The sequence below is a fragment of the Stenotrophomonas maltophilia group sp. P373 genome (assembly GCF_053295075.1).
On the sequence record NZ_CM129994.1, the window covers coordinates 2,675,652 to 2,701,796 of the forward strand.

Here is a 26,145-nt window from a genome sequence, read left to right on the forward strand (position 1 = left end):
TGTGCAGCGCACCCACTCCGGCTCCCCTGCAGCCCAAAGGCTGCCAACCAGGTCGCGGGGCCATCGGCGCAGCCGACAACACATCCGCATACCTCACCAACGTCGAAACCATCCTTGTTTCCATGGCACAAACTCCTGGCCACCCTGCTGCTACATCTTCGACATCCAGCACACACTTCTGGACGACATGCACAGGGTCGCACAACCACGCGTCAATTCCATGTCAGACAAGTCTGAAAATCCATGAACAAATGCCAAATTCTTGACCGAAATCACGAATTCACATCCTTAACTTCGAATCAAATTCACAAATTAAGCGTCGTGAATTAGACGTTCAGCATCGGAACGTCCACCTTCGGCAGCAGCCTCGAAGTGAAGTAGCGGTCCTTGTAGTAGCGGATCTTGTCGCACTTCACCGGATGCGGTATGCCCTCATACAGGAACACCTCCATGTCCGGCCCCATTGCCTTCAGCTCCTGCGGCAGCATCAGCGCGCGCCGTTCCTCGGTGAAGTTGTGGGTCTTCTCGCGGGCATGGGTGACGTTCTTCTTGCGCACCGTGGTGTAGCCCAGCATGTCCGAATAGTCATTGGCATCCTGTTGCTCACGCGGCGCGTACAGGATCTGCAGGGCATGGTTGGTGATGATGGTGCGTGACACTTCCCGGCCGTAGGTGGCGTCGAGCTGGGACATGCTCTGGATGATCGGCAGCAGGCGGATGTTGTAGCCAGCCATGTAGGACACCGCCGAGGCGATGATCTCCACTTTGCCGATCGAGGTGAATTCGTCCATCAGCAGCAGGCACTGGTACTTCAGGTCCGGGTTGGACTTGGGCAGTTCCTTGGTGTTGAGGTTGATCAGCTGGCTGAAGAACAGGTTGATGATCAGCCGGCTCTCGGCCAGCTTGTTCGGCTGGATGCCAATATAGATGGTCATCTTCTTCTTGCGGACATCGGTCAGCAGGAAGTCGTTGCAGCTGGTGGCCTTGTCCAGCACCGGATTGATCCAGGGATTGAGCGGTTCCTTGAAGGTGCCCAGGATCGAGGCGAAGGTCTCATCGGCCTGCGACAGCATGTTGGCGAATGCCGAACGTGCATTGGCGCTGAGGAACGGCCGCTCCGACAGGGTCTTGAGGTACTTCTTCAGGTCGGTGCCGTCGCCGGAGGACAGACGGTACACCGCACCGAGCGTGGGGGTGCCGGCGCCGCCCGGGAAACCGCTGCTGCGCTCGTCGTCCCAGTTCTCGAACAGGTACAGGGTGAAGGCCATGAACGCGTTGCGCGCCTGGCTGACCCAGAATTTCTGGTCCTCGGCCCCGTCCGGATACAGCATCGCGGCGATGCTCATCAGGTCCGACACGCGGAAGGCCGGATCATCGGAGACGTAACTGAGCGGGTTCCAGCGGTGCGTGCGCCGGTCCTCGGCGAAGGGATTGAACAGGTAGATTTCCTGGCCCTGGCTGGCGCGCCAGCCACTGGTCAGGTCGAAGTTCTCCTGCTTGATGTCCAGCACCACCAGCGATTCGCCGTACTCCAGCAGGTTCGGGATGACCACGCCCACGCCCTTGCCCGAGCGGGTCGGCGCGGCCAGGATCACGAACTGCTGGCCATCCAGGCGCACCAGCTTGCCGCCATGGCTGCCGACCACGATGCTCTGCCCGGTCTTCTTGAACATGCCGTGCTTGGCCAGGTCGGCGCCGGTGGCGAAGCGCGCGTCGCCGTGCAGCGAGCGCTTGTCCTTCTTCAGCAGCAGCACCAGGCCGGCCACCAGCAGCACCAGCAGGGGCAGGCCGAAGCCCACGTAGCCAGCCCATTTGATCTTGCCCACGAAGGGCGCGACCTGCGGTTGGCCGATGGCGTGGACGTACTGGTAGTAGGTGTTCCAGGTGAACAGCTGGGTGTCCAGCCCCAGGAACAGCAGGGTCAGATAGCCGGAAAACACGAAACCGAGCAGCAGGGTCGCCAGCGTGATGATGGCGATGAGCAGATACTTCTTACTGGGCAACACCCGAATCCTCCATGATGCGCACGCGGCGCGACGGCCTAGCGGTGGCGCCAGCGCGACGCCTTCTTCCGCAGGTGGTTCTCGTTTTCCAGCCCGGGCTCCTCGCCCTCTTCACGCACCAGTTGCAGCAAGCGTTGGCGCGCTTCGGCCAGTGATATCAGGTCGGTCAAACGATCCCCATCGTCGGCGACGACCGCATGGCCGACCACATCGCCGGGAGCGTACACCGGCTCGTAGGACACCGCTACCAGCTGATAGCGTCCACGGGTTTCCAGCACATGCCTGAATTCCTGCATCTCACTCCTCCTTGTCGGGGCAACACTGCGTCCCCTGCCTCGCCATCATGCCCGTGGCAGCGTCATGGGCGCATCCACAACCGCTGCGGCTTTTGCGCGAAACTGTGCGCGGATATCCAAGGAGACTGCAATGGACTGGGTAGCACTTGCCCGTACGCTGGCCACCGAGGCCCACGCGGGGCAGATCGACAAGGCCGGCCAGCCTTATATCGGCCATGTGGCGCGGGTGGCGGCCGCCGTGCGCGGCGACGATGACGCCGAAGTGGTGGCCTGGCTGCATGACGTGGCCGAGGACTGCCCGGCGTTTGCCGCGCGGATCGAGGTATTCCCTGCGCCGCTGCGCGAAGCGGTGCAACTGCTCAACCGCGATGCAGCTCCTGACGCGGACAGCTACTACGCGCGCATTGCCGCCCACCCGCTTGCATTGAAAGTGAAGCGCGCCGATCTGGATGACAACGCCGATCCACAGCGGCTGGCGATGCTGGACGGGACCACGGCAGGGCGCCTTCGCGACAAATACGCTCATGCCCGGGCGGCGCTGGGCATCTGAGCCGGCCGCGAGGCGGCGCGGAGGGCCGGCGTGTCACCGATCAAACGCTGATTTACCCTGAGTGCTGCTGCTCCTGTTGCAGTGCAGCAGTACAATGGACGGCTCCCCCGCCCCATCGCGCCCCCGCATGAGCCCCAACTCTTCCCTGGCTGCGCGGCTGACGCCCCGCCAGCGCACCCTGATCATCCTCGCCCTGTCGCTGGGTGGATTTGCCATCGGCACCAGCGAATTCGCCAGCATGGGGCTGATGCTGGAGATCAGCCGCGGCCTGTCGATTTCCGAAACCCAGGTCGGGCACCTGATCAGCGCCTACGCCATCGGCGTGGTGGTCGGTGCCCCGATCCTCGCCTTCGTGGGTGCCAGCTTCCCGCGCCGCAAGCTGCTGTTGGCGCTGATGGGCTTCTACGCGATCGGCAACCTGGCCAGCGCGCTGGCACCGAATTACGGCACGATGCTGGTGGCACGCTTCGTCGCCGGCCTGCCGCATGGCGCCTACTTCGGCGTTGCGATGCTGGTGGCCGCTGCGATCAGCCCTGCCGGCCAGCGCGGCCAGGCGATGTCGCGGGTGCTGCTGGGCCTGTCGATCGCGATCCTGGTCGGCAATCCGTTGACCACCTGGCTGGGCCAGCAGTTGAGCTGGCGCACCGCCTTTGCCCTGGTCAGCGTGCTGGCCATTGCCACGGTGGCGATGATCGCGCGCTTCCTGCTGCCGGACCCGGACGAAGTGCGTACCTCGCCGATGCGCGAACTGCGCGCCTTCAACACTCCCCAGGTGTGGCTGGCGCTGGCGATCGGTGCGGTCGGCTTCGCCGGCATGTTCTGCGTGTTCACCTACCTCGCACCCACCCTCGTGCAGGTCACCGGCGTGGCCGAATCGTGGATGCCGCTGGCAGTAGGCGTGTTCGGCATCGGCGCGATCATCGGCAACATCGCCGGTGGCTGGCTGGTGGACAAGTTCCATTTTAAGGCCGCCGCCGTGGTGCTGCTGTGGTCGATCGTGATGCTGCTGCTGTATCCGCTGGCCGCACAGTCGGTGTGGACCATCGGCCCGATGATCATCACGGTCGGCACCATGGGTGCGCTGGCGGCGGTGCTGCAGACGCGCCTGATGGACGTGGCCGGCGAAGCGCAGACGCTGGCGGCGGCCTCCAATCACGCCGCCTTCAATACCGCCAACGCACTCGGCCCGTGGCTGGGCGGCATGGCGATCAGCGCCGGCTTCAGCCCGGCCAGTACCGGCTATGTCGGTGCAGCCACCGCGATCGGCGGCCTGCTGCTGTGGTGCGTGGCGGTGATGCTGGACAGGAAGCACAAGACCGTCGCCGCCGGCAACCACTGAAGAACGGACGACCGCATCCACAGGTCGACCGGTCGACTGCGCGGTCTTCGTCGCGCTCCTGACGCGCGATGAACACATTTCGTGGATGTGCATTTGGGCACAGTGCAGCCGACGCCGTTTTCTCGGCCTGCACCGGACCCGCAATGCACCACCCTCGCGCCCCTGCCCGCCACGATGCCATCGCCTTGCAGGCCGGCATGCTGGGCAGCGTGTTGGGGGTGGCGTTGTCCAAGGCCATCGCCTTGTCCGCGTTGGCAGCCGATTCGATGATGGGGATCGGGCTGTGGGTGGTGGCCTGCGCACTGCTGGCTGCCTGGGCGCTCGCAGCCTATCTGGCCTGCCTGGCGCTGAGCCGTCGTGTGTTCGTGCTGATGGTGGCGCTGTGCATGGTGCTGATGATGTGCATCGCCTGACCCAGCAGGGGCCGGACTATCGCGCATTTGTTACAGAATAACAAGTGCAATGGGTCCGATTGTGCATGCCCGGCGTCACGGATTTGAATTCCATGACCATCCTGGCATTACCCGAGGCCACCCCATGAACCTGCAGCCTTCGTTCCGCGCCACCCTCACTGCCATCGCTCTGGCGTCGCTCAGCGCCTGCGCCACCTACGACGACAGCGCCATGCATCCGACCTGCCAAGAGTCACCCCATCTGAAGGATCTGCCACGCGAGGTCGCTGCCCGCGAGAGCCGTTGCAACAAGGGTGTGGAAGTGTGGTCGAGCGAGCGCGGCGGCAGTGACAAGCCGCTGGACCTGAGCGGAAAGAAAAAGGATCTCTGAAATGGAGCGCTGCCGGTTGCCGCAGCTGTCTTGATCATGTCCATGCACCTGGGCGACTGGCCCATCACAACCGGCGCGCGACGATGAGGTCTCCCCACCCTGTCGAGATTCAGATGCCGGACACTGCCCACCCTGTCATTCGCGCGTTCGAGGCCGTGTTCGATCTGTCAGGGGGCGTGCAGCGCATCACCGCGCTCACGGTCACCTGCCGGCATTGCACGTCGACCAGTTCGGCCAGTGAGGACAATCTGGTGCACTTGCCAGGTGGAGCATTGTTCCGCTGCGACGGGTGCGGCTGCCATCAACCGGTCAGCCATGCCCGTCTGTCGGACTGGCAACCGGCGTCGTTGCTGGGTATCTGAGGACCGCGACGTGGTAATGACTGTGGAACAGCGGAAAATACTCCAGGCCATCGCCGCTGCAGAACCGGTGCGCGGTGATGCCGCAACGTGGGCGGTGACCGCCGGATGGGCGGTACAGGCAGAGGACGGGGATATCGACCTCACCGAGGCTGGCCGGGATGCGCTCACCGCGCAGGCAGGTCGTGAGGGCTAGACCCGCCGCTCAGGCCAGCGTCGCCTCCCTTCGCGCTGCGCCGCGATAGCGGCAACCTGCGGAGCAAAGGGTGCATCCCTGCCACGTCGGCGGCGAAGTGGCGAGGCCTTTCATGTCGGCGGTGTGCAGAGCGTCATGACATGCGCTCGGCTATGCTGCGCCACCTTCCTGCGCCAATGGCGGCCATGCATCCTTTTCCCCTGCCAGTCTCTGCACCTGATCAGCTCGCCTACCGACTGCTGCAGGACAGTGACTGGGCCCGCTCGGCCACTGCCGCAAGCGCACCCGCCGAACTTCGCACGTTGCTGGCGATGATCCTGGATTCGCCAGAACCCCTGTGGCTTGCCTGGGGCAAGGAAGACAAGGCGTTCTTCTTCAATGATGCGTACCTGCCCATGCTGGGGGAAAAACTGCACGGCGCGATGGGCAATCGCCTGGAGGATGTCTGGGCGGACGTATGGCCGAACGTGGTGCAGGCCGTCAACGATGCCTTCGCCGGCACCAGCCGCAGCTTCAAGAACCTCCCACTGATGATGGATCGCGACGGCACGCTGCGTGAAACATTCTGGACGTTCTCCTATTCGCCGCTGCGCGTCGGCTGCGGCAGTGTGGCCGGCATCCTGTGCGTGGTCAGCGAACAGACCGAACGGGTGATCGAGCGCGACCTGCACAGCCGCCAGGTCGCGGCGATCACCGAGCAGGCGCGGGAGGCCCATCTGGAACTGGTGCGCGCCCGCGAGCAGCTGCGCCAGTCGCAGAAGCTGGAGGCGATCGGCCAGCTCACCGGCGGGGTGGCCCACGACTTCAACAACCTGCTGCAGGTCATCACCGGTTCGGTAGACATGCTCCTGCACACGTGGCCGGCAGACGACACCCGGCGCCGCTACATCCAGGCCATTGCAACAGCGTCGGACCGCGCCACCAAGCTGACCGCGCAACTGCTTGCATTCTCGCGTCGCCAGAGCCTGTCGCCGGAGGTCTTCGACCTCTGCGAAAGCGTGCACGCGCTCTCGGATATCATCACCACGGTACTTGGCGCGCGCATCCAGGTGTCGTTGACATTGCCCGATACACCGATGCCGGTACTGCTGGACCGGACCCAGCTGGACACCGCATTGATCAACATCGCGGTCAATGCCCGCGACGCGATCGAGGGACACGGCCGGGTGACCATCGAAGTGGAACGGGTAACCGCCGTGCCTTCGGTGCGCTTCGCCGCGCCGATGAAGGGCGACTTTGCCGCGATCAGTGTGACCGACACCGGAGCGGGCATCGACCCTGCGGTGGTTGACCGCATTTTCGAGCCCTTCTTCACCACCAAGAGCGTGGGCGCTGGGACCGGGCTCGGTCTCAGCCAGGTATTCGGCTTCGTCAAGCAGTCAGAAGGTGAGGTGGACGTGCAGAGCCAGGCCGGCGCCGGTACCCGCTTTACGCTGTACCTGCCGCTGGCGCAGGCAGGAGAAACGGCGGAACGGCCGGCGGCGCAATCGGGGCTGCAGCATGGGCATGGCGTCTGCGTGCTGGTGGTGGAAGACAACGTCGACGTGGCCGAATTTGCGGTGGGCGCCCTGCGCGAACTCGACTACAGCGTGGTCCTTGCACGCAATGCGGACGAGGCCCTGGCCGAGCTGGAACGGGATGCCGCGCGCTTCCATGTGGTGTTCAGCGACGTGGTAATGCCAGGCATGAACGGCCTGGATCTGGCCCGTGCCATCCGCGCCCGCTTCCCGGAGCTTCCGGTGATCCTCACCAGCGGCTACAGCGAATTGCTGGCGCGGGATCCTGGCCATGGCTTCACCCTGCTGCGCAAGCCGTACTCATTGAAGCAGCTGGCCTCGGTGATGACCGAGACCGCGCGCCGCGCGCTGGCTGTGATGGCATCGCCCTAGCCGGTCGCTCACCACGGCAAACCGAACCAGCGTTCCAGCGAAGACTCCAGCCCCGACGTGTCGCCGCCAGCATCGCAGGCCCAGGCCACAATACCGTCAGGGCGGACCAGCAACGCACCCAGTCCCATCGTATCGCGCGCCGTGGATATCACGCAGGGAACCGAGCGTTGCCAGCGCGCAAAGATCGGGCCGAGTGAAACGCCGGTATCGAGCCCCAGCAGCACGCCCTTCCCTGCGCGCAGCAGCTCCCCCATGCGATCGCCATTGGCCAGCTGGACGTCAGGCACGCTTTGGCCAACCCACGGATGCTCGCCGTTGAACACCGGTGGTTGTGCCACGCCCCACAACCGCTCAGCGAGATAGGTGGCACCGTCGCGGGTCGCGGCCAGGTCGGCGAAGACCGCCGCCAGCGCGCGCTGCCCTGGGCCTGGTCGCATCAACGCCACCTGCGCACGCGACCAGTCGAGCACCCGCGCGCCGATCGGATGGCGCTCCGCCTGATAGCTGTCCAGCAGCGTCTCGGCGACGTCGCCTCGCGCCACGGCGGCCAGCTTCCACCCCAGGTTCATCGCATCGCCGATGCCGAGATTCAGGCCCTGCCCTCCCAGCGGCGAATGCATGTGCGCCGCATCACCAGCCAACAGCACGCGGCCGCTGCGATAGGCCGTGGCCTGGCGCGCGGCATCGGTCCATGTGGTGGCCAGATGCAACGCGGTGATCGTTGCCTGGCGCCCGGACACCCGCCGCAGCAACGCCTGGGCGGCGTGCAGGTCCAGTGGCCCGCGGTGGCCTGCGCCACCGTCGAAATCGGCCAGCGCCAGCACGCCCGGCGGGTTGAAATTGCACATGCCGTATTCGGTGAACTGACGCCCCGGGGTGAGCACCGACGGATCGGCCAGCTCAACCTGCAGCGTGTACCCGGTGAACTCGGGCGCCGTCCCTGCGAACTCGAAGCCGGAGTGCTTGCGTACCGTGCTGCGGGCGCCATCGCAACCGACCAGCCATCGGCCCCGCATCAGCCCGCGACCGGTCTGCACCTGCATCTGTGCGTCGTGTGCCTGCACTGCCTGCACCGAACAGCCCCGCTCGATCTGCACACCCAGCGACACTGCGCGCTCGGCCAGCACCGTTTCCAGCGACTGAAGCTCCACCGCCATCTGGGTGGGTACCGGGGTCGGCAGGCGATCACGCCAGCGCCCGCTGTCCACGTCATCCAGCGCGAACGGAATGCCGGCGAAGTGGCCTCCCAGCGGCCGCGGTTGCGCCAGCCAATGGGCGGTGCCGGGCGGCGGTGCGCCCTTGTCCGGCTTCAGCACCTGGCGGGCTGCGACCGCGTCCAGCAGGCCGCGCCGATCCAGCGCTTCCAACGTGGGCGCGTTCAAGCCGCGCAGGCCAAAGGGCAGGCGCTTCAGGGCTGAATCGGGCGACTCAGCCTGCTCCAGCAGCAGGACCGAACAGCCGGCCTGGGCCAGCTCGCAGGACAGGAACAGGCCGACCGGGCCGGCCCCGGCAATGACAACGTCGTACAGCATCAGGTTCCCCCGCCTGCGCCGGCCCGGCGCTCTGGTGAGCACAATGTTACACTCGGTGTACGTTTACACAAGCCAACCGCCATGACCCCGCCCCAAGGCCGTCGCGAGCAACGCAAGGCACAGACCCGACAGGCAATTTCCGATGTCGCCACCGCGCTGATCATCCGGCGTGGCTTCGAGGCGGTGTCGATGTCCGAGATCGCCAAGGCCGCCGGGGTCTCGCGCAAGACAGTCTTCAACTATTTCGCCAGCAAGGAGGACCTGGTATTCGACCGCGACGAGGAGGCGCGGGCGTTGCTGCGCGAGGGCATGGCGGCGCGCCGCGGCATGACGCCGCTGGCCGCCTTCCAGTCTCTGGTGAGGGAGCTGCTCGACAGCGGCCATCCCCTGTTGCGGATCAACTCCGGTGCAGCGACCTTCTGGGCCACCGTGGCCGACAGTCCGGTGCTGGTGGCGCACGCGCGACGGCTGCAGGCACTGCTGGCCGACGACCTCACGCTGTTGATGGCAAGCGCGGTCGGGCGGCCAGCGGATGATGCCGAGGCACGCCTGGGTGCGGCGATGCTGCTGGCGTCGATGGTGGCGGCCTATCAGGGAGGCCTGGCCAGCCAGCAGGAGGGTGAGGATCCGCGCCAGGCGATGCTGCAGCTGATCGTGCGCGGCGGGACCGGCGTGCTGGTGGCCCTGGCCGGCACCCCGTATACCGACCCGGGCCCGCGTCCATAGCGCATTCGGGGGATAGGTCTCGAAGCACTGCAAATGCTAATCTTTCTCATTTGCAGCCCAGCCTCGTCCCTCATGCCCTTTCCAACCCCGCTCAAGCACGCCCTCTGCCTGGCGCTGCCCCTTTCCCTGGCTACACCTGCACTGGCTTCCGAGGCCTCCGCTGACACCCCGAAAGACCTGGACAAAGTGGAAGTCCGCGGCCGCGCGCAGACCCTGTACCGGGCCGACGATGCCGCTGTCGGCACCCGCACCGATACCCCGCTGGAACTGGTACCGCAGTCGATCCAGGTCGTGCCGCGCGAGCTGATCGACGACCAGGCGGCGCGCCAGGTCACCGATCTGTACCGCAGCATCAGCGGCATCAGCTTCTTCAGCTATGCCGGCGTCACCCTGCGCGGGTTCCGCCAGGAGAACGTGCTCTACGACGGCCTTCGCGGTGATCCCTATGCAGGCTTCTCGGTGCCGCAACTGTTCAATATCGAACGCGTGGAAGTGTTGAAAGGTCCGGCCGGTGCGCTGTACGGCGGTGGTGATGCGGGCGGTGTCATCAATTATGTAACGCGCAAGCCCAAGGCGCGCGCCGAACGCCGCATCGAGATGCAGGCAGGCGACAGGGACTTCCGCGCCGGATCGATCGAAGGCACCGGCCCCTTGAATGCCAGCGGCAGCATTCGCTATCGCGCCGGCCTGTATGCCGACAGCGAGCAGGGCGTGCGCTGGAATACCGACAGCGAAAGCGTGATCGGCGATGCCTCGCTGGCCTTCGATGTCGGCCAGACCGGCGAACTGGTGCTGCAGTTCACCGACATCACCCAGAACCTGGGCGGCAACCGCCTGCGCGGCGTGCCGGTGAACGATGCAGGCAGCTTCCTGACCGACCGGCGATGGAACCACAACGAGGCCAGTGACTTCCTCGACATGCGCGCCAAGGTCGCACTGGCGCAGTATCGTTTCGCACCGCGCGACAACCTGGACGTGGACATTGCCGCGCGCTGGTTCAGCAACAACGAGCACCAGATGTACCACGAGCCGATGGGGCTGATTGATCGTGATCGCGACGGCGTGGCCGAGTGGATGACGCGCCAGCTGCGCAACCAGATCCGCGACAACGAGGCCTTCACCGCCAGCGGCAATGCCGTCTGGCGGATCAACACCGGCCGTATCGAACACAAGGTGCTGTTCGGTGCCGACGTGTATCAGCTCGACGCCGACTTCACCGCGCAGACCGCCAACAGTGCCGACCTGACACGCGGCGCCGGCCCTGTGCGCGGCATCGACCTGTTCCACCCGGTCTATGGCGCGAGCACCTGGCACGACTACAACCTGGCCACCCTGCCCTGGCGCAGCACCGCCACCCGCAGCAAACGCTACGGCGGCTATCTGCAGGATGAGCTGGCACTGGGCACCCGCTGGCATGTGCTGGCCGGACTGCGCTGGGATGGCTTCAAGGATGAGGACCGCATGGGTGGCAGCAGCGTGGATGGCAATGCGCTCAGCTGGCGTCTGGGCAGCACCTTTGCCGCCCGGGACGGCGTGAACCTGTACGCCAACGTCGCCAGTGGCTTCGTGCCGCAGAGTGCCGCCAACCAGAATCCGGCGGCCGGTGGGCCCTTCGACGCTGAGCGCAGCAGGCAATGGGAAATCGGCCTGAAATCCCTGCTGGCCGACCGTGTGACCCTGAACATGGCGGCCTACCGCATCGACCGCAGCAACATCGTGCAGGCCACCGGCGAAGTGCGAGACGGCGTGAACCAGCTGGCCGCGCTGGGCCTGGTACGCAGCACAGGCATGGAACTGGACCTGCTGGCCGACGTGACCGAGCGCTGGGTGGTGAACCTGACCTATGCCTACAACGACGCACGGGTGAAGGACGCCGGACCGAATGGCATCACCAATGCCTCAGGCGACCGCTTCGCGAATGCGCCACGCAACAAGCTCGGCCTGTGGACACGCTACGACCTGCCGTCGATCAACTCGGCCATCGGCTTCGGCGCCGACCATGTGGGCGAGCGTGTCAGCCTGGATGGGCAGACGGTCAAGGCTTACACGGTATTCGACATGAGCTGGAAGACCACGTGGAAGCAGTGGCAGTTCCAGGCCAACGTCAAGAATCTGTTCGACAAGGTGTACGCAGCCAGTGGCTTCATCGAACGCAACGGGCACTTCCCGGGCGAGCCGCGGCGGGTGTATGTGCAGGCGGCCTACCGCTTCTGAGAAGGCCTTCCAGCAGAGCCGGGCGCCCGCGCGGCTCTGCTGCGTAACCTCAGCCCATCCGCATCGCAGGGTTGTCACGCGCGTGGACGTCGTTGTCCTGCTGGCGCTGCATGGTCGCCTGCTGTCGCTCCAGGCTGGCGGCCTCGATCTGCCGCAGCGAGTGTTCGACCGGCGTCTGCACTGCCGTGTCCGTAGGCATGACGGCTCGCAGATGCGCGGGATCGCTCATCTCGCCCTGCACCACGAACACGTTGCGGCCGGCCGGATGCTCGGCGGTCTGCGCGCTCAGCAGCACATGGTCGGCCCGTTCAAGCTGGTTGCGACGGGCCAATGCCATCACGCTCGCTACGAGGCGCTCGCTGTTCTCATCGTGGGTACGCCCGGCGCCGGCATCGATCGCGGCCACGCCTTCGCGCACCTGTTGCATCAGTGCGTAGTCGCGGTGGCCCGGACCAATGTCGGCCAGGCGGGTCGGTGCCTGCGAGGGATCCGGCACGTCGTCCACGGCGGCGGTCAGCGGGCTGCGGGTGATGGTCCGGTACGGGTCGTCCGGGTGGAACTGGGTGCGTTTTTCCTGGCGTTCCAGACGGACCTCGCGCGCGTCGTTGAGTTCGGCGATGCGGGCGGGGTCGGTGATCTCCCGCATCGACATGTGGCCGCCGCCCGCGCTGACACTGGCCCACTTCCTGTCCGCTGCGAAGTACATTGCGTAGTAGCTGTTGCCACCGATGACGTTCGGATCGACCGCCGAGCGCCCTTCCAATGCCTGAGTGGCTTCCAGCACGCTCAACCGGGTGAGGTACTGGCCGCCCTTCGCCCATCCCATCTGGCTGATGGCATCGACACTGGTATTGCCTACGCGCGGGCCGCCGGCGTAGTCGTTGTTGAGCATGTTGGTCCAGATCTGCTCCAGCTTCTCGGGGCCGCTCTTCTGTTCAGCCGCCTGCAGCAACACGCGCGGCGTCCAGCAGTTGGGATCGAGTTCATGCCGTTCAAATGCGCGGTCGTGAGCCAGCATCACGTCTTTGCCGGGAAGATTCAGTGCCAGGTCGGATCGCCCCTGCTCCATCCAAAACAGGCGTCGCTCCAGGTCCTGGCGCAGAAGCGTCTGCCCAAACATCTCCCATTGGCGCTCGCTCAGCTGCGCGTCGGGAAAGCCGGAGCCCTTGCCTTCCTGATGCCGGGCATACTCCTGTGCATAGCTGTTTGCAACGCGGCCAGGCAAGCTGTCGTTGCGAACCACGCCCAGCGCAAGCGTCCCATAGCCATCCGCGTCCGGCAGCTGCGACAGATAGTTCCAGTACAACTCGCGGTTTCCAGCCTTGGCATAGCTGGCCAGAATCTTGAGATTTTCTTGCGTCAATCCGCCCATCGCCTGCTCCTGAATGCACTCACTTCCGGACCCGGGAGCGCGCGAGAACATCCCGCACCGCATCTTCCATCCGCTTCCAGTCCGCCAGGAAGGCCCGCTTGTAGTTCAGCGAGATGGAAAGCTTGTTCTCCACATCCGAGAAATAGTGGAAGCACCCCGCGGCGGCTTGTCCCTGCTCACTGATGACCTGATCGCCCTGCAGTCGAACGCCGTCCCCCCGGAACGCCGTGTTTTCGCATTTGATGAATGTGGTCAGGTTGCCGTTGGGAGCGCGCGCGATGTACCAGTCATCTTCATAGGCAGGATTGCGGGTGGGCGGTTGTCCATAGCGTGCTTCGTACTCCTTCGAGAAAACCGCCATCCTCGTTTCATCGATGGCGTAAGGCGTCAGGCCCATGACATCGGGCTGCGCAATCCGCAGATCGAGCCGATCCCGAGGATCCTTTCGCTCCACCGACCCCTCCTCGGTGGATGCCTGGTTGGAGGACAAGCGCTCCAATGATGTTTCGATTGGCGCACGATCGATGTAGTCGATCGCCACAGCAATCTCCTTCCGGAAATCATTCGTACGCGGATTGGCCCGGGCGCCCGGCGCCGTCGGCTTCATGTCCGGCCACTCGATGACCAGCGTCACGCCCTCGCCTGGCCACGGTGCGATCTGGCTGTCCAGGTAGTTGGCCGGAATGCGGAAGGTATTCGGCCCGAGCTTCACGTCCACGGGCGCATCGGTATAGGTGTGGCCGTTGATCGTGCGGCCGGTCTGCGTTGCGCCGGACATGGCGGGATTCCTTTCGTGTTCGGTGGACGGTGACCGTGCACATGCGCTGGCGCTCACCGCGACGGCAAGTGCAAGCGTCAGGCAACGGCTCGGGGACATCACGTGCATGGGCATTCCATTGCAGGGTTCCAGCGCCACTATAAGGAGCCGGGCGTCAACGGAACAGGAACCGCATCGCAGCCCTTCATGGAACCAGGCAGCGCTCTACCTGCAGTGACAGCACTTGGCAGGCGTTGAACAGGCCCTCGACCACGGCGGCGGAGGGACAGCAGGCGGGATCGTCGCTCTCCCGCGCCACATGCGCAGCGTGCAGCACCGCGGTCAACGCCGTGATGCCCGAAATGCTTCGGGTCGCCAGGGCCATGTCGAAGGCGCGGCCGGGGCTCAGGCACATTTCACTCCAGGCCTCGCCATCAGCGCGCAGGTTCCTGCCGTGGCCTGCCAGATGTGCAAAGAATGCCGATGGCGTGACGAACTCGGCGGATTCGCGGAGCGCGTCCTCCAGCGTTTCGGCCAAGGCAGCGGGAAGATCGCGCACGGCGGCGCCCAGCAGCGCATGCAGGCGGGGATGGTCGGGAAGACGTTCGGGCATGACGGCAACCTCACGATGTGGCCACCTGCAGATGCAAGGTGGCGGACGGTGCGGGTTGGCGTGCCGGATACGTAGTACGAAAGCCGACGGGCCCTAAGACCCCCACGCACCATCCGCCATGAACTGACAGAGAGTGCATTGTCGTGATCGCAACATACGTTGCAACTACGACGCCTTGTACTACGTAAGTTCGAGACGCCAATCCCGGCCAGGGCGAGTGCCTTGGCGCGGCGATAATGGGCGCACTCCGTCGTGGATGGAAAGTAGGAAAAGTCCGCGCTGACACGTTCCTACGCTGGTTGCGTCACGGGATGGCGAACCGCCCACCGACTGACGCGCTTCGTTGGTACATCGCGCCTGCCTGCGCGTGGGACCCAACGATCACTTCGAGCCGGACACGACACACCGGCTATGGCGATCGCGCAGAAAGTCGCAATACGCACGGCCTTCCCTTCCAGCTCGAACACCATCGGCCCGCGCTGGAGACACACCGGGAACCGTTGCATGGAAGCGCCCAGAGCTATATTCGAGCGCGAGATCTGATCACAACGGAATGTGCGCGCCGCGCCATTTTCATACGAGATCCGCGAGCTGATGACTATAGTCGCCGACCTCAATGGATCAGGAGCTCATCATGGAATTCACTTCCTGGCGCAACATCCTTGTTGCCGCTGGTATAGCTGTCGCACTTTCCGTGGCCGCCTACAACGATCATCATCGTCATGCGCTTACTGATGGCGCTGAAGGGCGCGATGCGGTGGGCCTCGTCACCGAGGTGCATTGGGATGAGAAGAGGGGCAGAAAGAGCAACTTCGTCCTGAATGTCGAGTTCGAAACTGAAGACGGCCAATCACGCGTTGAGAAGATTGCGGTCTCCAACGACCTTGGTAATCGGATGCGTGCCACCGACGAGGCGGAGGAAATTGATATCCGCTACAACGCCAAAGACCCGTCCGTGGCGATGGCCGTTGGCGAAGCGGACAACTCCCTGCTGTTGTTGTGGCTGGCAATCGCCTCCGGGCTGGTCACCCTGGCACTGCTGGCCACCCGGGTGGTGCAGGGCCGGAAAGCGCAGCCGGCCTGACCCATCCAGGCGCGAGCGCATCCACCAATGCGCTCGCGCAGAGCCAAAAGTCTCTTCAACTCTGGCAATCGCCTTCCGTGCTTCCATGGCCGCGATAGGTCTCGCCCCACTCGCGCATGGCCAGCAGCACCGGCACCAGCGTGCGACCGAACTCGGACAGCTCGTATTCCACCTTGGGTGGCACTTCCGGATACACGTGGCGGATCACCACGCCATCGGCTTCCAGTTCACGCAGCTGGCTGGTGAGCATGGACTGGGTGGCATTAGGCACCCGCCGCGTCAGTTCCATGAAACGTCGCTTGCCGGTCATCAGGTGAAACAGAATGATCGGCTTCCACACGCCACCGATCACGGACAGCGTGACTTCCACCGCACACCCGCTCTTGCCATCCCAACGCCTGCTACGCATGCATACTCCGGAAAACCATAGTACCTACGGAAAATCATCGTTCTTGTTGCAATAGTGGCACGAGCCTAGCATGGCCCCATTCCATGAATGTGAGGCCATCCATGACGTTCAAAGCCCTGCTGACCGGCAAGACGAACAACCAGCTTTCGACCGAGCTGGTCGATTTCGACGAGGCGGACCTGATGGACGGCGATGTCCTGGTGCAGGTCGAGTACTCCACGCTCAACTACAAGGATGCGCTTGCGCTCACCGGCAAGAGTCCGATCATCCGGAGATTCCCGCTCATTCCCGGCATCGATCTGGCAGGCGTGGTACTGGAATCCAGCAGGGCCGACTTCAAGCCAGGCGACCGCGTCGTGCTCAATGGCTGGGACCTGAGCATGGGCCACCACGGCGGCCTGGCACAGCGCGCCCGCGTACGCGGCGAATGGCTCAACCGGATTCCTGGCAACCTGAGCACCCGTGACGCCATGGCCATCGGTACCGCTGGCTATACCGCGATGCTGTGCGTGCTGGCCCTGGAACATGCCGGGGTGACGCCCGAGAAGGGCGATGTGCTGGTGACTGGCGCCAACGGTGGCGTCGGCTCGATTGCGGTGGCGATCCTGTCGAAGCTGGGCTATCGCGTGGTAGCCGCCACCGGACGCCCGGAGCATGCTGAGTATCTGCACAACCTGGGTGCGGCCGAGATCATCGATCGTGCGCAGCTTTCGGAGCCGCGCGAGCGGCCGGTGAGTGCCGAACGCTGGGCCGGCGTGGTGGATGTGGCCGGCGGCCCTACCCTGGTCAACGCCATCGCCGAGACGAAGTATCGCGGTGCCGTGGCCGCGTGCGGCCTGGCGCAGAGCGACGCTCTGCACGGCTCGGTATTGCCCTTCATCCTGCGCAACGTGACCCTGGCCGGCGTGGATTCGGTGAATGCCCCACAAGAGGTTCGCCAGCGCGCCTGGGATCGGCTTGCGACCGACCTGGACCCGCAGAAGCTGGAAAGCACCGTGCAGCAGATCGGCCTCGCCGAGGTGCTGGATGTCTATGAGCAGATCATCCCCGGCAAGGTGCGCGGCCGCATCGTCGTGGATGTGAACGCCTGACGCCTGTCGCGCTGGCGAGGGTGCAATGCCATCGCTGGCTCACGCGCGCGACTGACCGGAAAACGCAGCGTGCCACGCCAAGCCGCCTTATCATGGGGCGGCAAGGGCGCTTTACGCCCGGTGACGTACGCAAGGCAGTATCTGGATGTCTATGGAATGGCGCCCCTCGGTCTGGGGCCAGCGTGTGACCCGCTCGCCGGACTGGCAGTTGCGGCTGGATGGCGAACAGCTCGCGCTTTTGATCGACGGCAGGCAATACCACCAGCATGTGGCGAACGAACACAGCGTGCGGGTCGTTCGCGGCGTGCTCTGGTCCCGGGTCGAACTGACGACCGAGCACGGTGAAGCACTGTCCGTGGATGGGCTGCCCAACAGCCAGGGCTCCGGGCTTGCCGCTGCCGTTCAGCACGTGCTTTTCGCGCGCTCCAGACGAGGGCGCAAGGCACTGTTTGAGCACGTTCTGGCGCAGATCCAGGCGTGGCTGGCCGAGGCAGATGCGCTTACCGACCGAGGCACCACCGGCCGCCGCTGGATCACGTACGAACAGCAGCAGGCGTTGCTGGCCGAACGCCCGTCCCTGCCCCTCACGTCAGCCGAGCTGGAGCAGCTGTTCCTCGACGAGGAGGTGCATGACGACCTGCACTCGGACCGCCACCGCATGGCACTGGATGCACTGCACGACTGGCAGCTGGATTGGCCCGCCATGTGGGCGGACGCCAATGAGGCAATGGCGACCCGTGAACTGGGTCTGGCCAAGCCCTTCCTGGACCGGGTCGAGAGCAGGCCGCTGACCGAGGAGCAGGCCCGCGCCGTCATCTGCTTCGACAACCGGGTGCAGGTCGTGGCCGCGGCCGGCTCTGGCAAGACCTCCACGATGGTTGCCAAGGCCGCTTATGCCATCGATCGCGGCTTTTTCCAGCCCGAACGGATTGTGATGCTCGCCTTCAACAAGGACGCCGCTCAGGAGCTGGAAGAGCGCGCGCAGCGATGCTTCGACCGGCTCGGCATGGGCGACACCATGGTGGAAGCCTGGACCTTCCACGCCCTGGGCCTGTCCCTCATCGCCAAGGCCACAGGGCGCAAGCCGGATATCCCGGAATGGGCGGTCGACGCGACGCTGGGCTTCAACAAGCTGGCCGAACTGGTGGACGACCTGAAGGACCGTTCGACCCACTTCCGCACCCAGTGGGACATGTTCCGCCTGGTGTTCGGACGCGATCTGCCGCCGTTGGGTGCCGACATGATGGCCGATGGTTACGACCGCGATGGCACGCCCTACATGCGTACCCTGCAGGGTGAGCGAGTGAAGAGCCTGGAAGAGTGCGTCATCGCCGACTGGCTGTTCTACAACGGCGTGGCGTACGACTACGAGCGGCGCTACGAGTTCGATACCGCGACGGATACCCACCGCCAGTATCGTCCTGACTTCTACTATCCGGACGCCCAGCTGTATCACGAGCACTTTGCGCTGGATGCCGATGGCCAGCCGCCGAAGCACTTTGCCAACTACAGCGAAGGGATGCGCTGGAAGCGGCAGCAGCATGCGGCACGCGGCACCGCACTGGTCGAAACGACGTCGTTCGGCCTGCGCAGTGGACAGGCCCTGCAGCATCTTGCCGAGCGGCTGGGTGCGTCTGGTGTCGAACTCGACCCGCACCCGGACCGCGAGCTGCCTGACCAGGGCGCCAAGCCGATGCCGGATGCAGACCTGATTGGCCTGATGCGCACCTTCATTGCGCATGCCAAGAGCAACTGCCTGACGCTGGATGACATGGCCGCACGCCTGCGGCAGATGCCTGAGGATCAGTTCAAGGAACGCTACCGGCGCTTCCTGGAGATCGCCGGGCCGGTTTTCCAGGCCTGGGACGATGCACTGGCTGACGAGCGCAGCATCGATTTCGAGGACATGCTCAACATGGCCGCCGGGCTGCTGGAACAGGGCCACTATGAATCACCCTACGATCTGGTGATGGCCGACGAATTCCAGGATGCCTCGCGCGCCCGTGCGCGCCTCTGCCGTGCGCTGGTCAGCCAACCGGGCCGCTATCTGTTTGCGGTGGGCGATGACTGGCAGTCGATCAATCGCTTCGCTGGCGCCGACGTTTCGGTGATGACCGGATTCCGTGAATGGATGGGGCATGGCCAGGTGCTGAAACTGGAGCAGACATTCCGATGCCCGCAGGCACTGTGTGATGTTTCCAGCCGCTTCATCAGCCGCAACCCCGCGCAGATCGCCAAGAAGGTCCGCTCTGCTGCGCCGGCAATGGGCCCGGTGCTGCAGGCGTTCCAGATGAACCGGCGTGAGGAGGTGCAGGATGGCGTTCGCCAATACCTGTCGAAACTGCACCAGCAACTATTGTCAGGCGCGGTGGCGCAGGGCCGCAACGGGCGCGTGACGGTCTTTGTTCTGGGGCGCTACCGCGCGGACCGCGGCGCGGTGCCTTCGGATTGGAAGACGGCCTTTGGCAGCACGATGGACGTCGAGTTCCTGACCGCACATCGATCGAAGGGGCGCGAGGCGGACTACGTGATCCTGCCGGGCATGATCAACCGCAGCTTCCCGAGCCTGCGCGCCGATGACCCGGTGCTTTCGCTGGCGATGCCGGATGGTGATACCTATCCGCTGAGCGAAGAACGACGCCTGTTCTATGTCGCGCTGACGCGTGCGCGACGGTCGGTTGCGATGTTCACCCTGCAGGGCAAGCACTCGCCATTCCTGGATGAGCTGGTGGAGGACGGGGCAGTGGAAATAACAAGCCTGTCTGGCGTGGCCGTCAATGAAGAACGCTGCTCAGTGTGCAAGGTTGGCGTGTTTGTGGACCGCAATGGACCGCATGGGGCTTTCCGGTCGTGCTCGAGCTATCCGTTGTGCCACAACAGGCCGAAGGGTGGACGACGCGGGTAAGTGCATTCATCTGCGCACTCAGCGCGGCGATGTTAGACCTGGCCAAACTTTCATCAAGAGTTATGCCCGGGGCTTGGTCCCGTCAGGGGATCGGCCATCCATGCCTGCAGCTGGACCTCGTCAACTTTCGATGGATGACCCCATGGAACAGTGGCATCTCGCGAGACCGCTGGCGTTGGTCCTACACCAGATCGAGGTGATGAGCGGCATCATGCCGCCCCTTCTCGACCGACCGACTCAGCCAGGGCGTCAACACCTCAATCCGGCACTGCCTGCTGCCTCGACATGTCCAGTATGTTCACATTCTGGTCGACGAGCCGGGCTTCAAAGGCGTCGCTGCCAAATTCCTGGATAAAAAAGCGCTCCTCCTCGTAGATCGAGATGCATTGAAGCCAGTTGACCTGCAGCGGCGGAATATCAAGCTGCGGAAAATGATCTTCATTCCAGAAGAATGGTACAGCCAGATAAACGTGAGGCATCCTTGGATTTGGAATGTAATCACGAAATATGTTCTCCACAACGCACCCCGGAAGTACAGATCTCTTATTCTTTATGATGTGGAGCGCGACTGACGCAACGGCATTCACCCAGTAGCCCTCAGAGGCGAGCGCTGCAGCACATAGCTCAACTCTCGTGAAGAGCTCATCGCCAGAACCTGTAATCAACGCAACCTCCGACACACCGATCGTTCCGATCGATACAATCTCCGGGTCGACGGGGTCTAGGCATGTCAGCATGTCGATTGACGCAGTCCCTGCCTCATCCAGGTATTCGCGGACCTGTGGTGTGCCGCCAAATATTTTCTGTTCGTACTTAGCTACCAATCTGCATTGAGCACTTGGGATAGGCATGTCTCACTCCGAACATCAGTCGATTGTACTTTTCCGTTCTCCTGGCCTCACGACAACGCGCTAGTCCTGTAGAGGCTGGAGTTGGGGTCAGACTTTCTATGTAACGCTGCCTCACACTGAGTAGCGCAGAGGCGAGGTCAATTCACAGCCCGACGGCATCGCACAAATCTAGGTCGAGGTTGGCGCCCTTATAGACACGCATGAGGCGCGGCAGTCTAACGAAGGGAGATGGCGAGTCAATGCAACTATGCGGAATCTGATGAAAGGTGGCGACGCAATTGAAACCACCGCTTCCATCTTTCCCCCACAAGGCCATACCGTTGGGCTGTGTTGGCTGTAACCAACTTTTGAACGTAAGAGTGCGCGAGGTACGGGGCTCCAGCGGACAAGGGGTCGATAGCGTCATGCTTGCGCTGTGATAGCTGACGGCATCCTTGTGCGGCGCATCGGCCGCTTGCCAACTACAGCGAAGGGATGCACTGGAAGCGCCAGCGGCATGTGGCGCGCGGCACCGCGCTGGTCCAGACGACGTCGTTTGGCCTGCGCAGTGGACATGCCCTGCAGGACCTTGCGGAGCGGATTGGTGCGCCTGACATCGAACTCGACCCGGACCCGGACCCGGACCCGGACCCGGACCATGAGCTGCCCGAACAGGGTGTCAAGCCAATGCCCGATGTGGACCTGATCGACTTAATGCGGACCTTCATTGCCCATGCCCTCAGGCTCTCTGCAATGCCTCCAGTCACTTCGTCAGCAGGAACCCCGCGCAGATCGTAAAGGAGGTTCGTTCTACTACACCGGCTATGAGCCCGGTGTTGCAGGCGTTCCAGATGAATCGACGCGAGGAGCTGCAGGATGGCGTTCGCCGGCACCTCGCCAAGCTGCATCAGCAGTTGTTGTCCGGGGCGGTGCTAGAGAAGCGGCGAAAGAGGATGGAGGCCCGGTCAGCATTCGCTGAAAGCAGATTAAGGGCTAAGTAGAGCCCCAGAACGCTCGAACAGCTTCGACGCGTGGACTTGGACTGGATCAAACCTAGCAACGCCGGTAGGCTACTACTGCGACGCGAAGGCGGCTCGAGTTCTCTTAGACCAATCACAAGGCAGTCACCACATCGATGTTCACCAAATCAATTTCCAACATTGAGACTGTTCATGCGATCCGGTCGGAGCTCAATGAAGCCTTTAGCCCGGGCGCACCCGTGCTTGAAAGGGATCTTTTCGCCGGCCGACTGGACCAGTTGCGCTTGCTGATTGATGCGGTGGAGCAGCGCGGTCGTCACGCGTTGATATTCGGAGAGCGAGGCGTTGGAAAAACATCTCTAGCAAACGTGCTGAACCTAGTCGTCCGCAATCCTCTCTTCAAAACCCTGTATGCAAAACTAAATGCCGAACCCGGGGAGAATTTTACTAGCCTTTGGAAAAAGATCTTCCGTAGGCTTATGACTGACGCGCGAGTGGACAGGGAGATCGCACAGCTATTCGAAAATATTTGCGATCAGCATTATGGCGAGCTATCTATTGACGACATTGTGGTGACGTTGAGCGCCATACCTGCAAGAGCATCGGCGCTGATCGTCATCGATGAATTCGACCGAATCCAATCGACCGAGGTCACGGCGGCGATTGCTGACACACTTAAGGCTCTCTCAGATTACTCGAGTCGGGCGACTATTGTCCTAGTTGGCGTAGCTGATGACGTTGGCCAACTTATCGAGGGGCATCGCTCCGTTGCCCGCGCGATGGTTCAGGTGAAGATGCCTCGAATGTCACAGCAGGAGCTGGCCCAGATTATTGCCACCCGCTACAAGCGTTGCGGCATGCGAGCAGATGAGGAAGCGATGTGGAAGATGACTTTCCTAGCGCGCGGACTGCCATTCTATGCGCAGCTTATCGGCATGCATTCCGGACGCGCGGCTCTCGATGAGCATCGTCGAGAGATCAATGCCGTTGACGTGAGCAGCGCGCTAAGCGCCTCTGTCAGCGAACTGGATCAGAGCATTCAAGATAGCTATATGAAGGCTATTCGCAGCCCACGTAATGATGCACTCTTTGCGCATGTGCTGCTCGCATGTGCGCTGGCCAAAGGAGACGAACTCGGTGCATTCCAGCAATCCGCGGTCACTCAACCCCTGAATCGCATCCTTCCAGGTAAGAACTACAAGCCAGCAACATTCGCGTCCCATATGAACGAATTCTGCAATGAGCAGAGGGGCGGCGTATTGCACCGAGATGGCGAATCAAGAAATTATCGCTATCGATTTAGCGACCCGCTTATGCAACCATTCGTCATACTGAAGGGCTTAGCAACCGGAATGATTGACGACGATACCGCCGAGGTCTATCAGAATCGTCGTCAGCTCGAACTTTCGGACCAATGGTGACTAGTCTAGGACTTAACTGCTAAAGAGGCCGCGTGCCTCTCTAGTTCTTCGAAATCGGACGGCACAGTTCCGCGCTTCAATAGGGCCTTAAATACGACATAGACATCGGTACGCGCCCCCGCCTTCCGAAGTGTATTCTCGTCGTTGTACCAGGCGTAGATGATAGTTCGCCTGTCGCTGCGGAACTGGAAGAACAATCGATATCTCGACGGCATGCCCCCTTTCACTCGACGCCATGCGGCACGACCAAGTGTACTCACGACATAATCAACGTGAGTTGGGTCCTGGGGTACACGCTCAAAAATTACCCGGTCAAGGCGATCGAGCAACTTCCAATCGGGAGAATCCGCGAATCCTTCTGGATCATCTTCAGCCTTACGCTCGACTGCAGCAAGAAGCTGCTCGTACTTTTCCAAGAAAAGGCGATGCGCCTTCAACTTCCATCCCTTGACGATCAAGCAGCCCCCTAGCTGAAGAATCGCAGCTCAACGAAAGCCGCGAGGGCGCCAAGCTTACCCCTCCGAGTGGGCGCCTTGGAAGCGCTCAGCCTTCAGTCGAAGGAGAGACACCCGGTCACGCAAGGCGGCCGTCAAATCAACGATCGCATCGCCAGACCTCACTTCCCTGTCGAACATGGACAGCATCAACGCCTCTGCCACCTCAACATCGTCGGCAAAGCTCAGATCAACAGATTTCGCAACGCCATTCATAATCACTCCTTGACTCCGGGCAGCACAAAGGGCAAGCAATCGCCCGCCCTCGAACCGTTAAAAGCCATAAATTTCTCGGTGTCAAGTCTATTGACAACTGTAAAAAGTGTCAACCTTTGGTAGCTAAGCAGCCGTCACCAGATTTGGTATCTGTCCCTTTGCACCTTCGCGCGGAGTCCACTCCCGGCCCCCAATACCCGCAACCGATTGATTTAACAAAACAAATTCTCAGAGAATCACCACCTCGCTAAGCTGGCGGCCTGCGCGGCTCCAGCCCTTCCTTGACCCGCTCCAACCCCTTCGCCCCCCGTCTCGGCCAAGCGCTGAGCCTATTGCAGGTGCTCGCGGGTCGGCGGCAGGCCGGGCAGCGGTTCGAGCGGTTCGCTCGGCCTGGTGTCCAGCAGCCGGGCCACGGCTGCTCGCAGGCGCAACTCTAGGTAGACCTGACCGCGCACCAGAGCTCGGCGTAGCGCTTGCGTTGGGCCAGGCTCGCCGCTCACACGTCTGTGCCTACAGCAACCAAAAGCTGCAGCGCTCAGCAGTTCCAGCTTGGGCTGGCCGACCGTCCTATCAGGGCTCGCCGCATCGGAAGCCATCATGGGCGCGGCTGAAAGTTCGGCAGCAGTTCGAGCAGAATCGACCTTTGCAGGTGGATGGGTAAGCGGGCGGGTAGCGAAAGCTGTAGAAACGAAAAAGCCCCTATTTCTAGGAGCTTTTTGCAAAGACTGGCGGAGAGAGTGGGATTCGAACCCACGGAAGGTTTGACCCTTCGCCGGTTTTCAAGACCGGTGCCTTAAACCGCTCGGCCATCTCTCCAATCGGGTCCCGGTCGCCCGGGCAGCGGCGTATTCTCGCACGTGAAGGGCATTTGCCCAAGACCACCCTTGCTCCCGACCTTCGCATCCGGCACGGTGGGGCCTTCACTGCAATCGGAGCCCCCATGGCCCATCTCGACCTGGCCAACCTGCGCACCACCCTGCTGGACGACACCCAGCTGGCCGCAGTGGCCCTGCACCGCACGTTCGCCGGGCACCTGCCGGTCAGCAGCGGGCACCTGGTGGTCTGCGATCCGCTGGTCCAGGCCGAAGCGCCCGCGCTGGCCGACTACACCGCCCCGCTGGGCCGGCATGCGGTCGAGATCATCGTGCACAGCGGCCGCCCGGCACTGGCCGTGGTCTGGTTCAAGCCCCGCGAAGCCCTCACGGCATCTGCCCTGCACTGGCAGATGGCGCGCTGGACCACGCAGGACCTGACCGGACTGGATGAGGACAGCTTCATCGGCTACCCGGTCGACGCCGGCATCGGCTGCTTCATGGACACCGACACCCAGCAGGCACTGCTGGCCCTGATCGAACGGGCCGATGGCGACGAAGGCGGCGAGTGGTCGGATGCGCTGATCGACCATGACGGCTTGGATGAGGGCGCCGAATACCGCCCTTGGGGCGAGGACTCACCATACGGCCTGGTCGTATTCACCAGCGGCTGGGGCGACGGCGTTTACCCCAGCTACTGGGCGCTGGATACGTCCGGCATTCCAGTCGCTCTGGTCACCGATTTCCTGTGCATCCAGAGCGGAGACGGGCGCGACGAGCGCGAGATCGCCGACCAGGCCTATCGCGACAGCCTCCCATACGAAGAGGCTGAAGCGCTGGCACGGCTTGTAGCGGCGGTGGAACGCGATGATGCTAACGCATTGCGCGACCTGCTGAAGGATGCGCCACAGCGCGCCAACCAGATCGAGCCTGGTTGCGGCGGCACCGCCGTGTTCGAGGCGATCCGTCTGGACCGCCCAGAGGCATTGCGGGTACTCCTGCAGGGCGGCGCGTTGCCGGCAATGCCCGAGCGGCTGCACATGAGCAAGGTGACCAGCTACCTGGACTATGCGCGCTTCCTGAAGAAGCCACGCAGCGCGGAGCTGATGGCGGTGCTGGAAGCACCGGTCATGGCCGAGCCCACACCGGCCGCACCGCCGCAGCGCAGCTTCTGGGACCGGTTGTTCGGGCGGAAGTGACCGGGGCCGGAAAGCAGCAACGCCGGGCATGGCCCGGCGCTACCGTTTCACAGATTGGCGGTGCAGTTGCGGGCA

At 63.3% G+C, this 26,145-nt stretch carries 24 protein-coding genes, 1 tRNA gene and 1 pseudogene; 15 read left to right on the forward strand and 11 right to left on the reverse strand.

Going from position 1 to position 26,145, the window contains the following annotated elements; all coding sequences use genetic code 11:
- Nucleotides 1–326 precede the first annotated feature (326 nt).
- Both ACSYHF_RS12490 and ACSYHF_RS12495 read right to left on the reverse strand, forming a co-directional pair.
- Nucleotides 327–2,006 (reverse strand): type IV secretory system conjugative DNA transfer family protein, encoded by a 1,680-nt coding sequence (locus tag ACSYHF_RS12490; protein WP_061480696.1) that lies wholly within the window; start codon nt 2,004–2,006, stop codon nt 327–329.
- A gap of 35 nt (nt 2,007–2,041) precedes the next feature.
- Nucleotides 2,042–2,299, reverse strand: coding sequence for a hypothetical protein (locus tag ACSYHF_RS12495; protein WP_005417248.1), 258 nt, complete (start codon nt 2,297–2,299; stop codon nt 2,042–2,044).
- A 130-nt stretch (nt 2,300–2,429) separates the two neighbouring features.
- Here ACSYHF_RS12495 and ACSYHF_RS12500 point away from each other — a divergent pair, with 130 nt between their 5' ends.
- From ACSYHF_RS12500 to ACSYHF_RS12530, 7 genes are all read left to right on the forward strand, one after another.
- Nucleotides 2,430–2,849: an HD domain-containing protein gene (locus ACSYHF_RS12500; RefSeq protein ID WP_049415052.1), complete on the forward strand. Its 420-nt coding sequence runs from the start codon at nt 2,430–2,432 to the stop codon at nt 2,847–2,849.
- Between the two features lie 127 nt (nt 2,850–2,976).
- Nucleotides 2,977–4,188: an MFS transporter gene (locus ACSYHF_RS12505; protein WP_447575698.1), complete on the forward strand. Its 1,212-nt coding sequence runs from the start codon at nt 2,977–2,979 to the stop codon at nt 4,186–4,188.
- A 143-nt stretch (nt 4,189–4,331) separates the two neighbouring features.
- Nucleotides 4,332–4,601, forward strand: a complete 270-nt coding sequence (locus tag ACSYHF_RS12510) for a hypothetical protein (RefSeq protein WP_447575699.1) — start codon at nt 4,332–4,334, stop codon at nt 4,599–4,601.
- Nucleotides 4,602–4,725: 124 nt separating this feature from the next.
- Complete coding sequence (locus ACSYHF_RS12515) at nt 4,726–4,971, forward strand: hypothetical protein (RefSeq protein ID WP_005417256.1); 246 nt, start codon at nt 4,726–4,728, stop codon at nt 4,969–4,971.
- A 113-nt stretch (nt 4,972–5,084) separates the two neighbouring features.
- Nucleotides 5,085–5,333 carry a hypothetical protein gene (locus ACSYHF_RS12520; protein WP_005417258.1) on the forward strand — a complete coding sequence of 83 codons (249 nt, stop codon included), beginning with the start codon at nt 5,085–5,087 and terminating at the stop codon, nt 5,331–5,333.
- Between the two features lie 16 nt (nt 5,334–5,349).
- Nucleotides 5,350–5,526 carry a hypothetical protein gene (locus ACSYHF_RS12525; RefSeq protein WP_005417260.1) on the forward strand — a complete coding sequence of 59 codons (177 nt, stop codon included), beginning with the start codon at nt 5,350–5,352 and terminating at the stop codon, nt 5,524–5,526.
- A 185-nt stretch (nt 5,527–5,711) separates the two neighbouring features.
- Nucleotides 5,712–7,415: a hybrid sensor histidine kinase/response regulator gene (locus ACSYHF_RS12530; RefSeq protein ID WP_095377220.1), complete on the forward strand. Its 1,704-nt coding sequence runs from the start codon at nt 5,712–5,714 to the stop codon at nt 7,413–7,415.
- 8 nt (nt 7,416–7,423) lie between these two features.
- Here the strand turns inward: ACSYHF_RS12530 and ACSYHF_RS12535 are convergent, their stop codons facing one another.
- Nucleotides 7,424–8,947 carry an FAD-dependent monooxygenase gene (locus ACSYHF_RS12535; RefSeq protein WP_111127298.1) on the reverse strand — a complete coding sequence of 508 codons (1,524 nt, stop codon included), beginning with the start codon at nt 8,945–8,947 and terminating at the stop codon, nt 7,424–7,426.
- An 81-nt stretch (nt 8,948–9,028) separates the two neighbouring features.
- Here ACSYHF_RS12535 and ACSYHF_RS12540 point away from each other — a divergent pair, with 81 nt between their 5' ends.
- Together ACSYHF_RS12540 and ACSYHF_RS12545 are read left to right on the forward strand one after the other, a co-directional pair.
- Nucleotides 9,029–9,673, forward strand: a complete 645-nt coding sequence (locus ACSYHF_RS12540) for a TetR/AcrR family transcriptional regulator (RefSeq protein ID WP_111127300.1) — start codon at nt 9,029–9,031, stop codon at nt 9,671–9,673.
- Nucleotides 9,674–9,745: 72 nt separating this feature from the next.
- Complete coding sequence (locus ACSYHF_RS12545; protein ID WP_111174764.1) at nt 9,746–11,887, forward strand: TonB-dependent siderophore receptor; 2,142 nt, start codon at nt 9,746–9,748, stop codon at nt 11,885–11,887.
- 49 nt (nt 11,888–11,936) lie between these two features.
- Here the strand turns inward: ACSYHF_RS12545 and ACSYHF_RS12550 are convergent, their stop codons facing one another.
- The 3 genes from ACSYHF_RS12550 to ACSYHF_RS12560 all read right to left on the reverse strand — a co-directional run bounded on the left by ACSYHF_RS12550 (nt 11,937) and on the right by ACSYHF_RS12560 (nt 14,629).
- The gene (locus ACSYHF_RS12550; protein WP_005417268.1) at nt 11,937–13,259 is read right to left on the reverse strand and encodes a Smlt3024 family type IV secretion system effector; all 1,323 of its coding nucleotides are present in this window, start codon (nt 13,257–13,259) and stop codon (nt 11,937–11,939) included.
- A 19-nt stretch (nt 13,260–13,278) separates the two neighbouring features.
- Entirely contained in the window at nt 13,279–14,145 is an 867-nt protein-coding gene (locus ACSYHF_RS12555) for a Smlt3025 familytype IV secretion system inhibitor (protein ID WP_065179542.1), read from the reverse strand.
- A 76-nt stretch (nt 14,146–14,221) separates the two neighbouring features.
- Nucleotides 14,222–14,629 carry a hypothetical protein gene (locus ACSYHF_RS12560; protein ID WP_065179543.1) on the reverse strand — a complete coding sequence of 136 codons (408 nt, stop codon included), beginning with the start codon at nt 14,627–14,629 and terminating at the stop codon, nt 14,222–14,224.
- A gap of 634 nt (nt 14,630–15,263) precedes the next feature.
- On the opposite strand from ACSYHF_RS12560, the gene ACSYHF_RS12565 reads away from it, so the two are divergent.
- Nucleotides 15,264–15,713, forward strand: a complete 450-nt coding sequence (locus ACSYHF_RS12565; RefSeq protein ID WP_005417274.1) for a DUF3592 domain-containing protein — start codon at nt 15,264–15,266, stop codon at nt 15,711–15,713.
- A 55-nt stretch (nt 15,714–15,768) separates the two neighbouring features.
- Here ACSYHF_RS12565 and ACSYHF_RS12570 read toward each other — a convergent pair whose 3' ends face one another.
- Entirely contained in the window at nt 15,769–16,122 is a 354-nt protein-coding gene (locus ACSYHF_RS12570) for a winged helix-turn-helix transcriptional regulator (protein ID WP_032954284.1), read from the reverse strand.
- A 101-nt stretch (nt 16,123–16,223) separates the two neighbouring features.
- On the opposite strand from ACSYHF_RS12570, the gene acuI reads away from it, so the two are divergent.
- Both acuI and ACSYHF_RS12580 read left to right on the forward strand, forming a co-directional pair.
- On the forward strand, nt 16,224–17,213 hold the full coding sequence (acuI, locus tag ACSYHF_RS12575; protein WP_005417278.1) for an acrylyl-CoA reductase (NADPH): 990 nt from the start codon (nt 16,224–16,226) through the stop codon (nt 17,211–17,213).
- A gap of 151 nt (nt 17,214–17,364) precedes the next feature.
- Nucleotides 17,365–20,118, forward strand: coding sequence for a UvrD-helicase domain-containing protein (locus ACSYHF_RS12580; protein WP_111127310.1), 2,754 nt, complete (start codon nt 17,365–17,367; stop codon nt 20,116–20,118).
- Nucleotides 20,119–20,375: 257 nt separating this feature from the next.
- Here the strand turns inward: ACSYHF_RS12580 and ACSYHF_RS12585 are convergent, their stop codons facing one another.
- Complete coding sequence (locus tag ACSYHF_RS12585; RefSeq protein ID WP_111127312.1) at nt 20,376–20,969, reverse strand: suppressor of fused domain protein; 594 nt, start codon at nt 20,967–20,969, stop codon at nt 20,376–20,378.
- A gap of 456 nt (nt 20,970–21,425) precedes the next feature.
- On the opposite strand from ACSYHF_RS12585, the pseudogene ACSYHF_RS12590 reads away from it, so the two are divergent.
- Both ACSYHF_RS12590 and ACSYHF_RS12595 read left to right on the forward strand, forming a co-directional pair.
- Nucleotides 21,426–21,904, forward strand: a pseudogene (locus tag ACSYHF_RS12590) (hypothetical protein); the annotation flags it as partial.
- Nucleotides 21,905–22,083: 179 nt separating this feature from the next.
- Nucleotides 22,084–23,349 carry an ATP-binding protein gene (locus tag ACSYHF_RS12595; protein ID WP_111127314.1) on the forward strand — a complete coding sequence of 422 codons (1,266 nt, stop codon included), beginning with the start codon at nt 22,084–22,086 and terminating at the stop codon, nt 23,347–23,349.
- 5 nt (nt 23,350–23,354) lie between these two features.
- Here the strand turns inward: ACSYHF_RS12595 and ACSYHF_RS12600 are convergent, their stop codons facing one another.
- The 3 genes from ACSYHF_RS12600 to ACSYHF_RS12610 form a co-directional block, all read right to left on the reverse strand.
- A complete protein-coding gene (locus ACSYHF_RS12600) occupies nt 23,355–23,807 on the reverse strand; it encodes a type II toxin-antitoxin system YhaV family toxin (RefSeq protein ID WP_111127316.1) in 453 nt (150 codons plus the stop codon).
- 54 nt (nt 23,808–23,861) lie between these two features.
- The gene (locus tag ACSYHF_RS12605; RefSeq protein WP_111127318.1) at nt 23,862–24,059 is read right to left on the reverse strand and encodes a hypothetical protein; all 198 of its coding nucleotides are present in this window, start codon (nt 24,057–24,059) and stop codon (nt 23,862–23,864) included.
- Nucleotides 24,060–24,785: 726 nt separating this feature from the next.
- Nucleotides 24,786–24,875: transfer RNA gene (locus tag ACSYHF_RS12610), tRNA-Ser, on the reverse strand.
- Between the two features lie 124 nt (nt 24,876–24,999).
- Here ACSYHF_RS12610 and ACSYHF_RS12615 point away from each other — a divergent pair.
- Nucleotides 25,000–26,070, forward strand: coding sequence for a DUF4241 domain-containing protein (locus ACSYHF_RS12615; RefSeq protein ID WP_111127343.1), 1,071 nt, complete (start codon nt 25,000–25,002; stop codon nt 26,068–26,070).
- Nucleotides 26,071–26,145 lie beyond the last annotated feature (75 nt).

Coding starts and splice junctions, on each gene's coding strand:
- ACSYHF_RS12495 (WP_005417248.1), bottom strand. CDS start 2,299: ATGCAGGAATTCAGGCATGTGCTGGAAACCCGTGGACGCTATCAGCTG.
- ACSYHF_RS12500 (WP_049415052.1), top strand. CDS start 2,430: ATGGACTGGGTAGCACTTGCCCGTACGCTGGCCACCGAGGCCCACGCG.
- ACSYHF_RS12505 (WP_447575698.1), top strand. CDS start 2,977: ATGAGCCCCAACTCTTCCCTGGCTGCGCGGCTGACGCCCCGCCAGCGC.
- ACSYHF_RS12510 (WP_447575699.1), top strand. CDS start 4,332: ATGCACCACCCTCGCGCCCCTGCCCGCCACGATGCCATCGCCTTGCAG.
- ACSYHF_RS12515 (WP_005417256.1), top strand. CDS start 4,726: ATGAACCTGCAGCCTTCGTTCCGCGCCACCCTCACTGCCATCGCTCTG.
- ACSYHF_RS12520 (WP_005417258.1), top strand. CDS start 5,085: ATGCCGGACACTGCCCACCCTGTCATTCGCGCGTTCGAGGCCGTGTTC.
- ACSYHF_RS12525 (WP_005417260.1), top strand. CDS start 5,350: ATGACTGTGGAACAGCGGAAAATACTCCAGGCCATCGCCGCTGCAGAA.
- ACSYHF_RS12530 (WP_095377220.1), top strand. CDS start 5,712: ATGCATCCTTTTCCCCTGCCAGTCTCTGCACCTGATCAGCTCGCCTAC.
- ACSYHF_RS12535 (WP_111127298.1), bottom strand. CDS start 8,947: ATGCTGTACGACGTTGTCATTGCCGGGGCCGGCCCGGTCGGCCTGTTC.
- ACSYHF_RS12540 (WP_111127300.1), top strand. CDS start 9,029: ATGACCCCGCCCCAAGGCCGTCGCGAGCAACGCAAGGCACAGACCCGA.
- ACSYHF_RS12545 (WP_111174764.1), top strand. CDS start 9,746: ATGCCCTTTCCAACCCCGCTCAAGCACGCCCTCTGCCTGGCGCTGCCC.
- ACSYHF_RS12550 (WP_005417268.1), bottom strand. CDS start 13,259: ATGGGCGGATTGACGCAAGAAAATCTCAAGATTCTGGCCAGCTATGCC.
- ACSYHF_RS12555 (WP_065179542.1), bottom strand. CDS start 14,145: ATGCACGTGATGTCCCCGAGCCGTTGCCTGACGCTTGCACTTGCCGTC.
- ACSYHF_RS12560 (WP_065179543.1), bottom strand. CDS start 14,629: ATGCCCGAACGTCTTCCCGACCATCCCCGCCTGCATGCGCTGCTGGGC.
- ACSYHF_RS12565 (WP_005417274.1), top strand. CDS start 15,264: ATGGAATTCACTTCCTGGCGCAACATCCTTGTTGCCGCTGGTATAGCT.
- ACSYHF_RS12570 (WP_032954284.1), bottom strand. CDS start 16,122: ATGCGTAGCAGGCGTTGGGATGGCAAGAGCGGGTGTGCGGTGGAAGTC.
- acuI (WP_005417278.1), top strand. CDS start 16,224: ATGACGTTCAAAGCCCTGCTGACCGGCAAGACGAACAACCAGCTTTCG.
- ACSYHF_RS12580 (WP_111127310.1), top strand. CDS start 17,365: ATGGAATGGCGCCCCTCGGTCTGGGGCCAGCGTGTGACCCGCTCGCCG.
- ACSYHF_RS12585 (WP_111127312.1), bottom strand. CDS start 20,969: ATGCCTATCCCAAGTGCTCAATGCAGATTGGTAGCTAAGTACGAACAG.
- ACSYHF_RS12595 (WP_111127314.1), top strand. CDS start 22,084: ATGTTCACCAAATCAATTTCCAACATTGAGACTGTTCATGCGATCCGG.
- ACSYHF_RS12605 (WP_111127318.1), bottom strand. CDS start 24,059: ATGAATGGCGTTGCGAAATCTGTTGATCTGAGCTTTGCCGACGATGTT.
- ACSYHF_RS12615 (WP_111127343.1), top strand. CDS start 25,000: ATGGCCCATCTCGACCTGGCCAACCTGCGCACCACCCTGCTGGACGAC.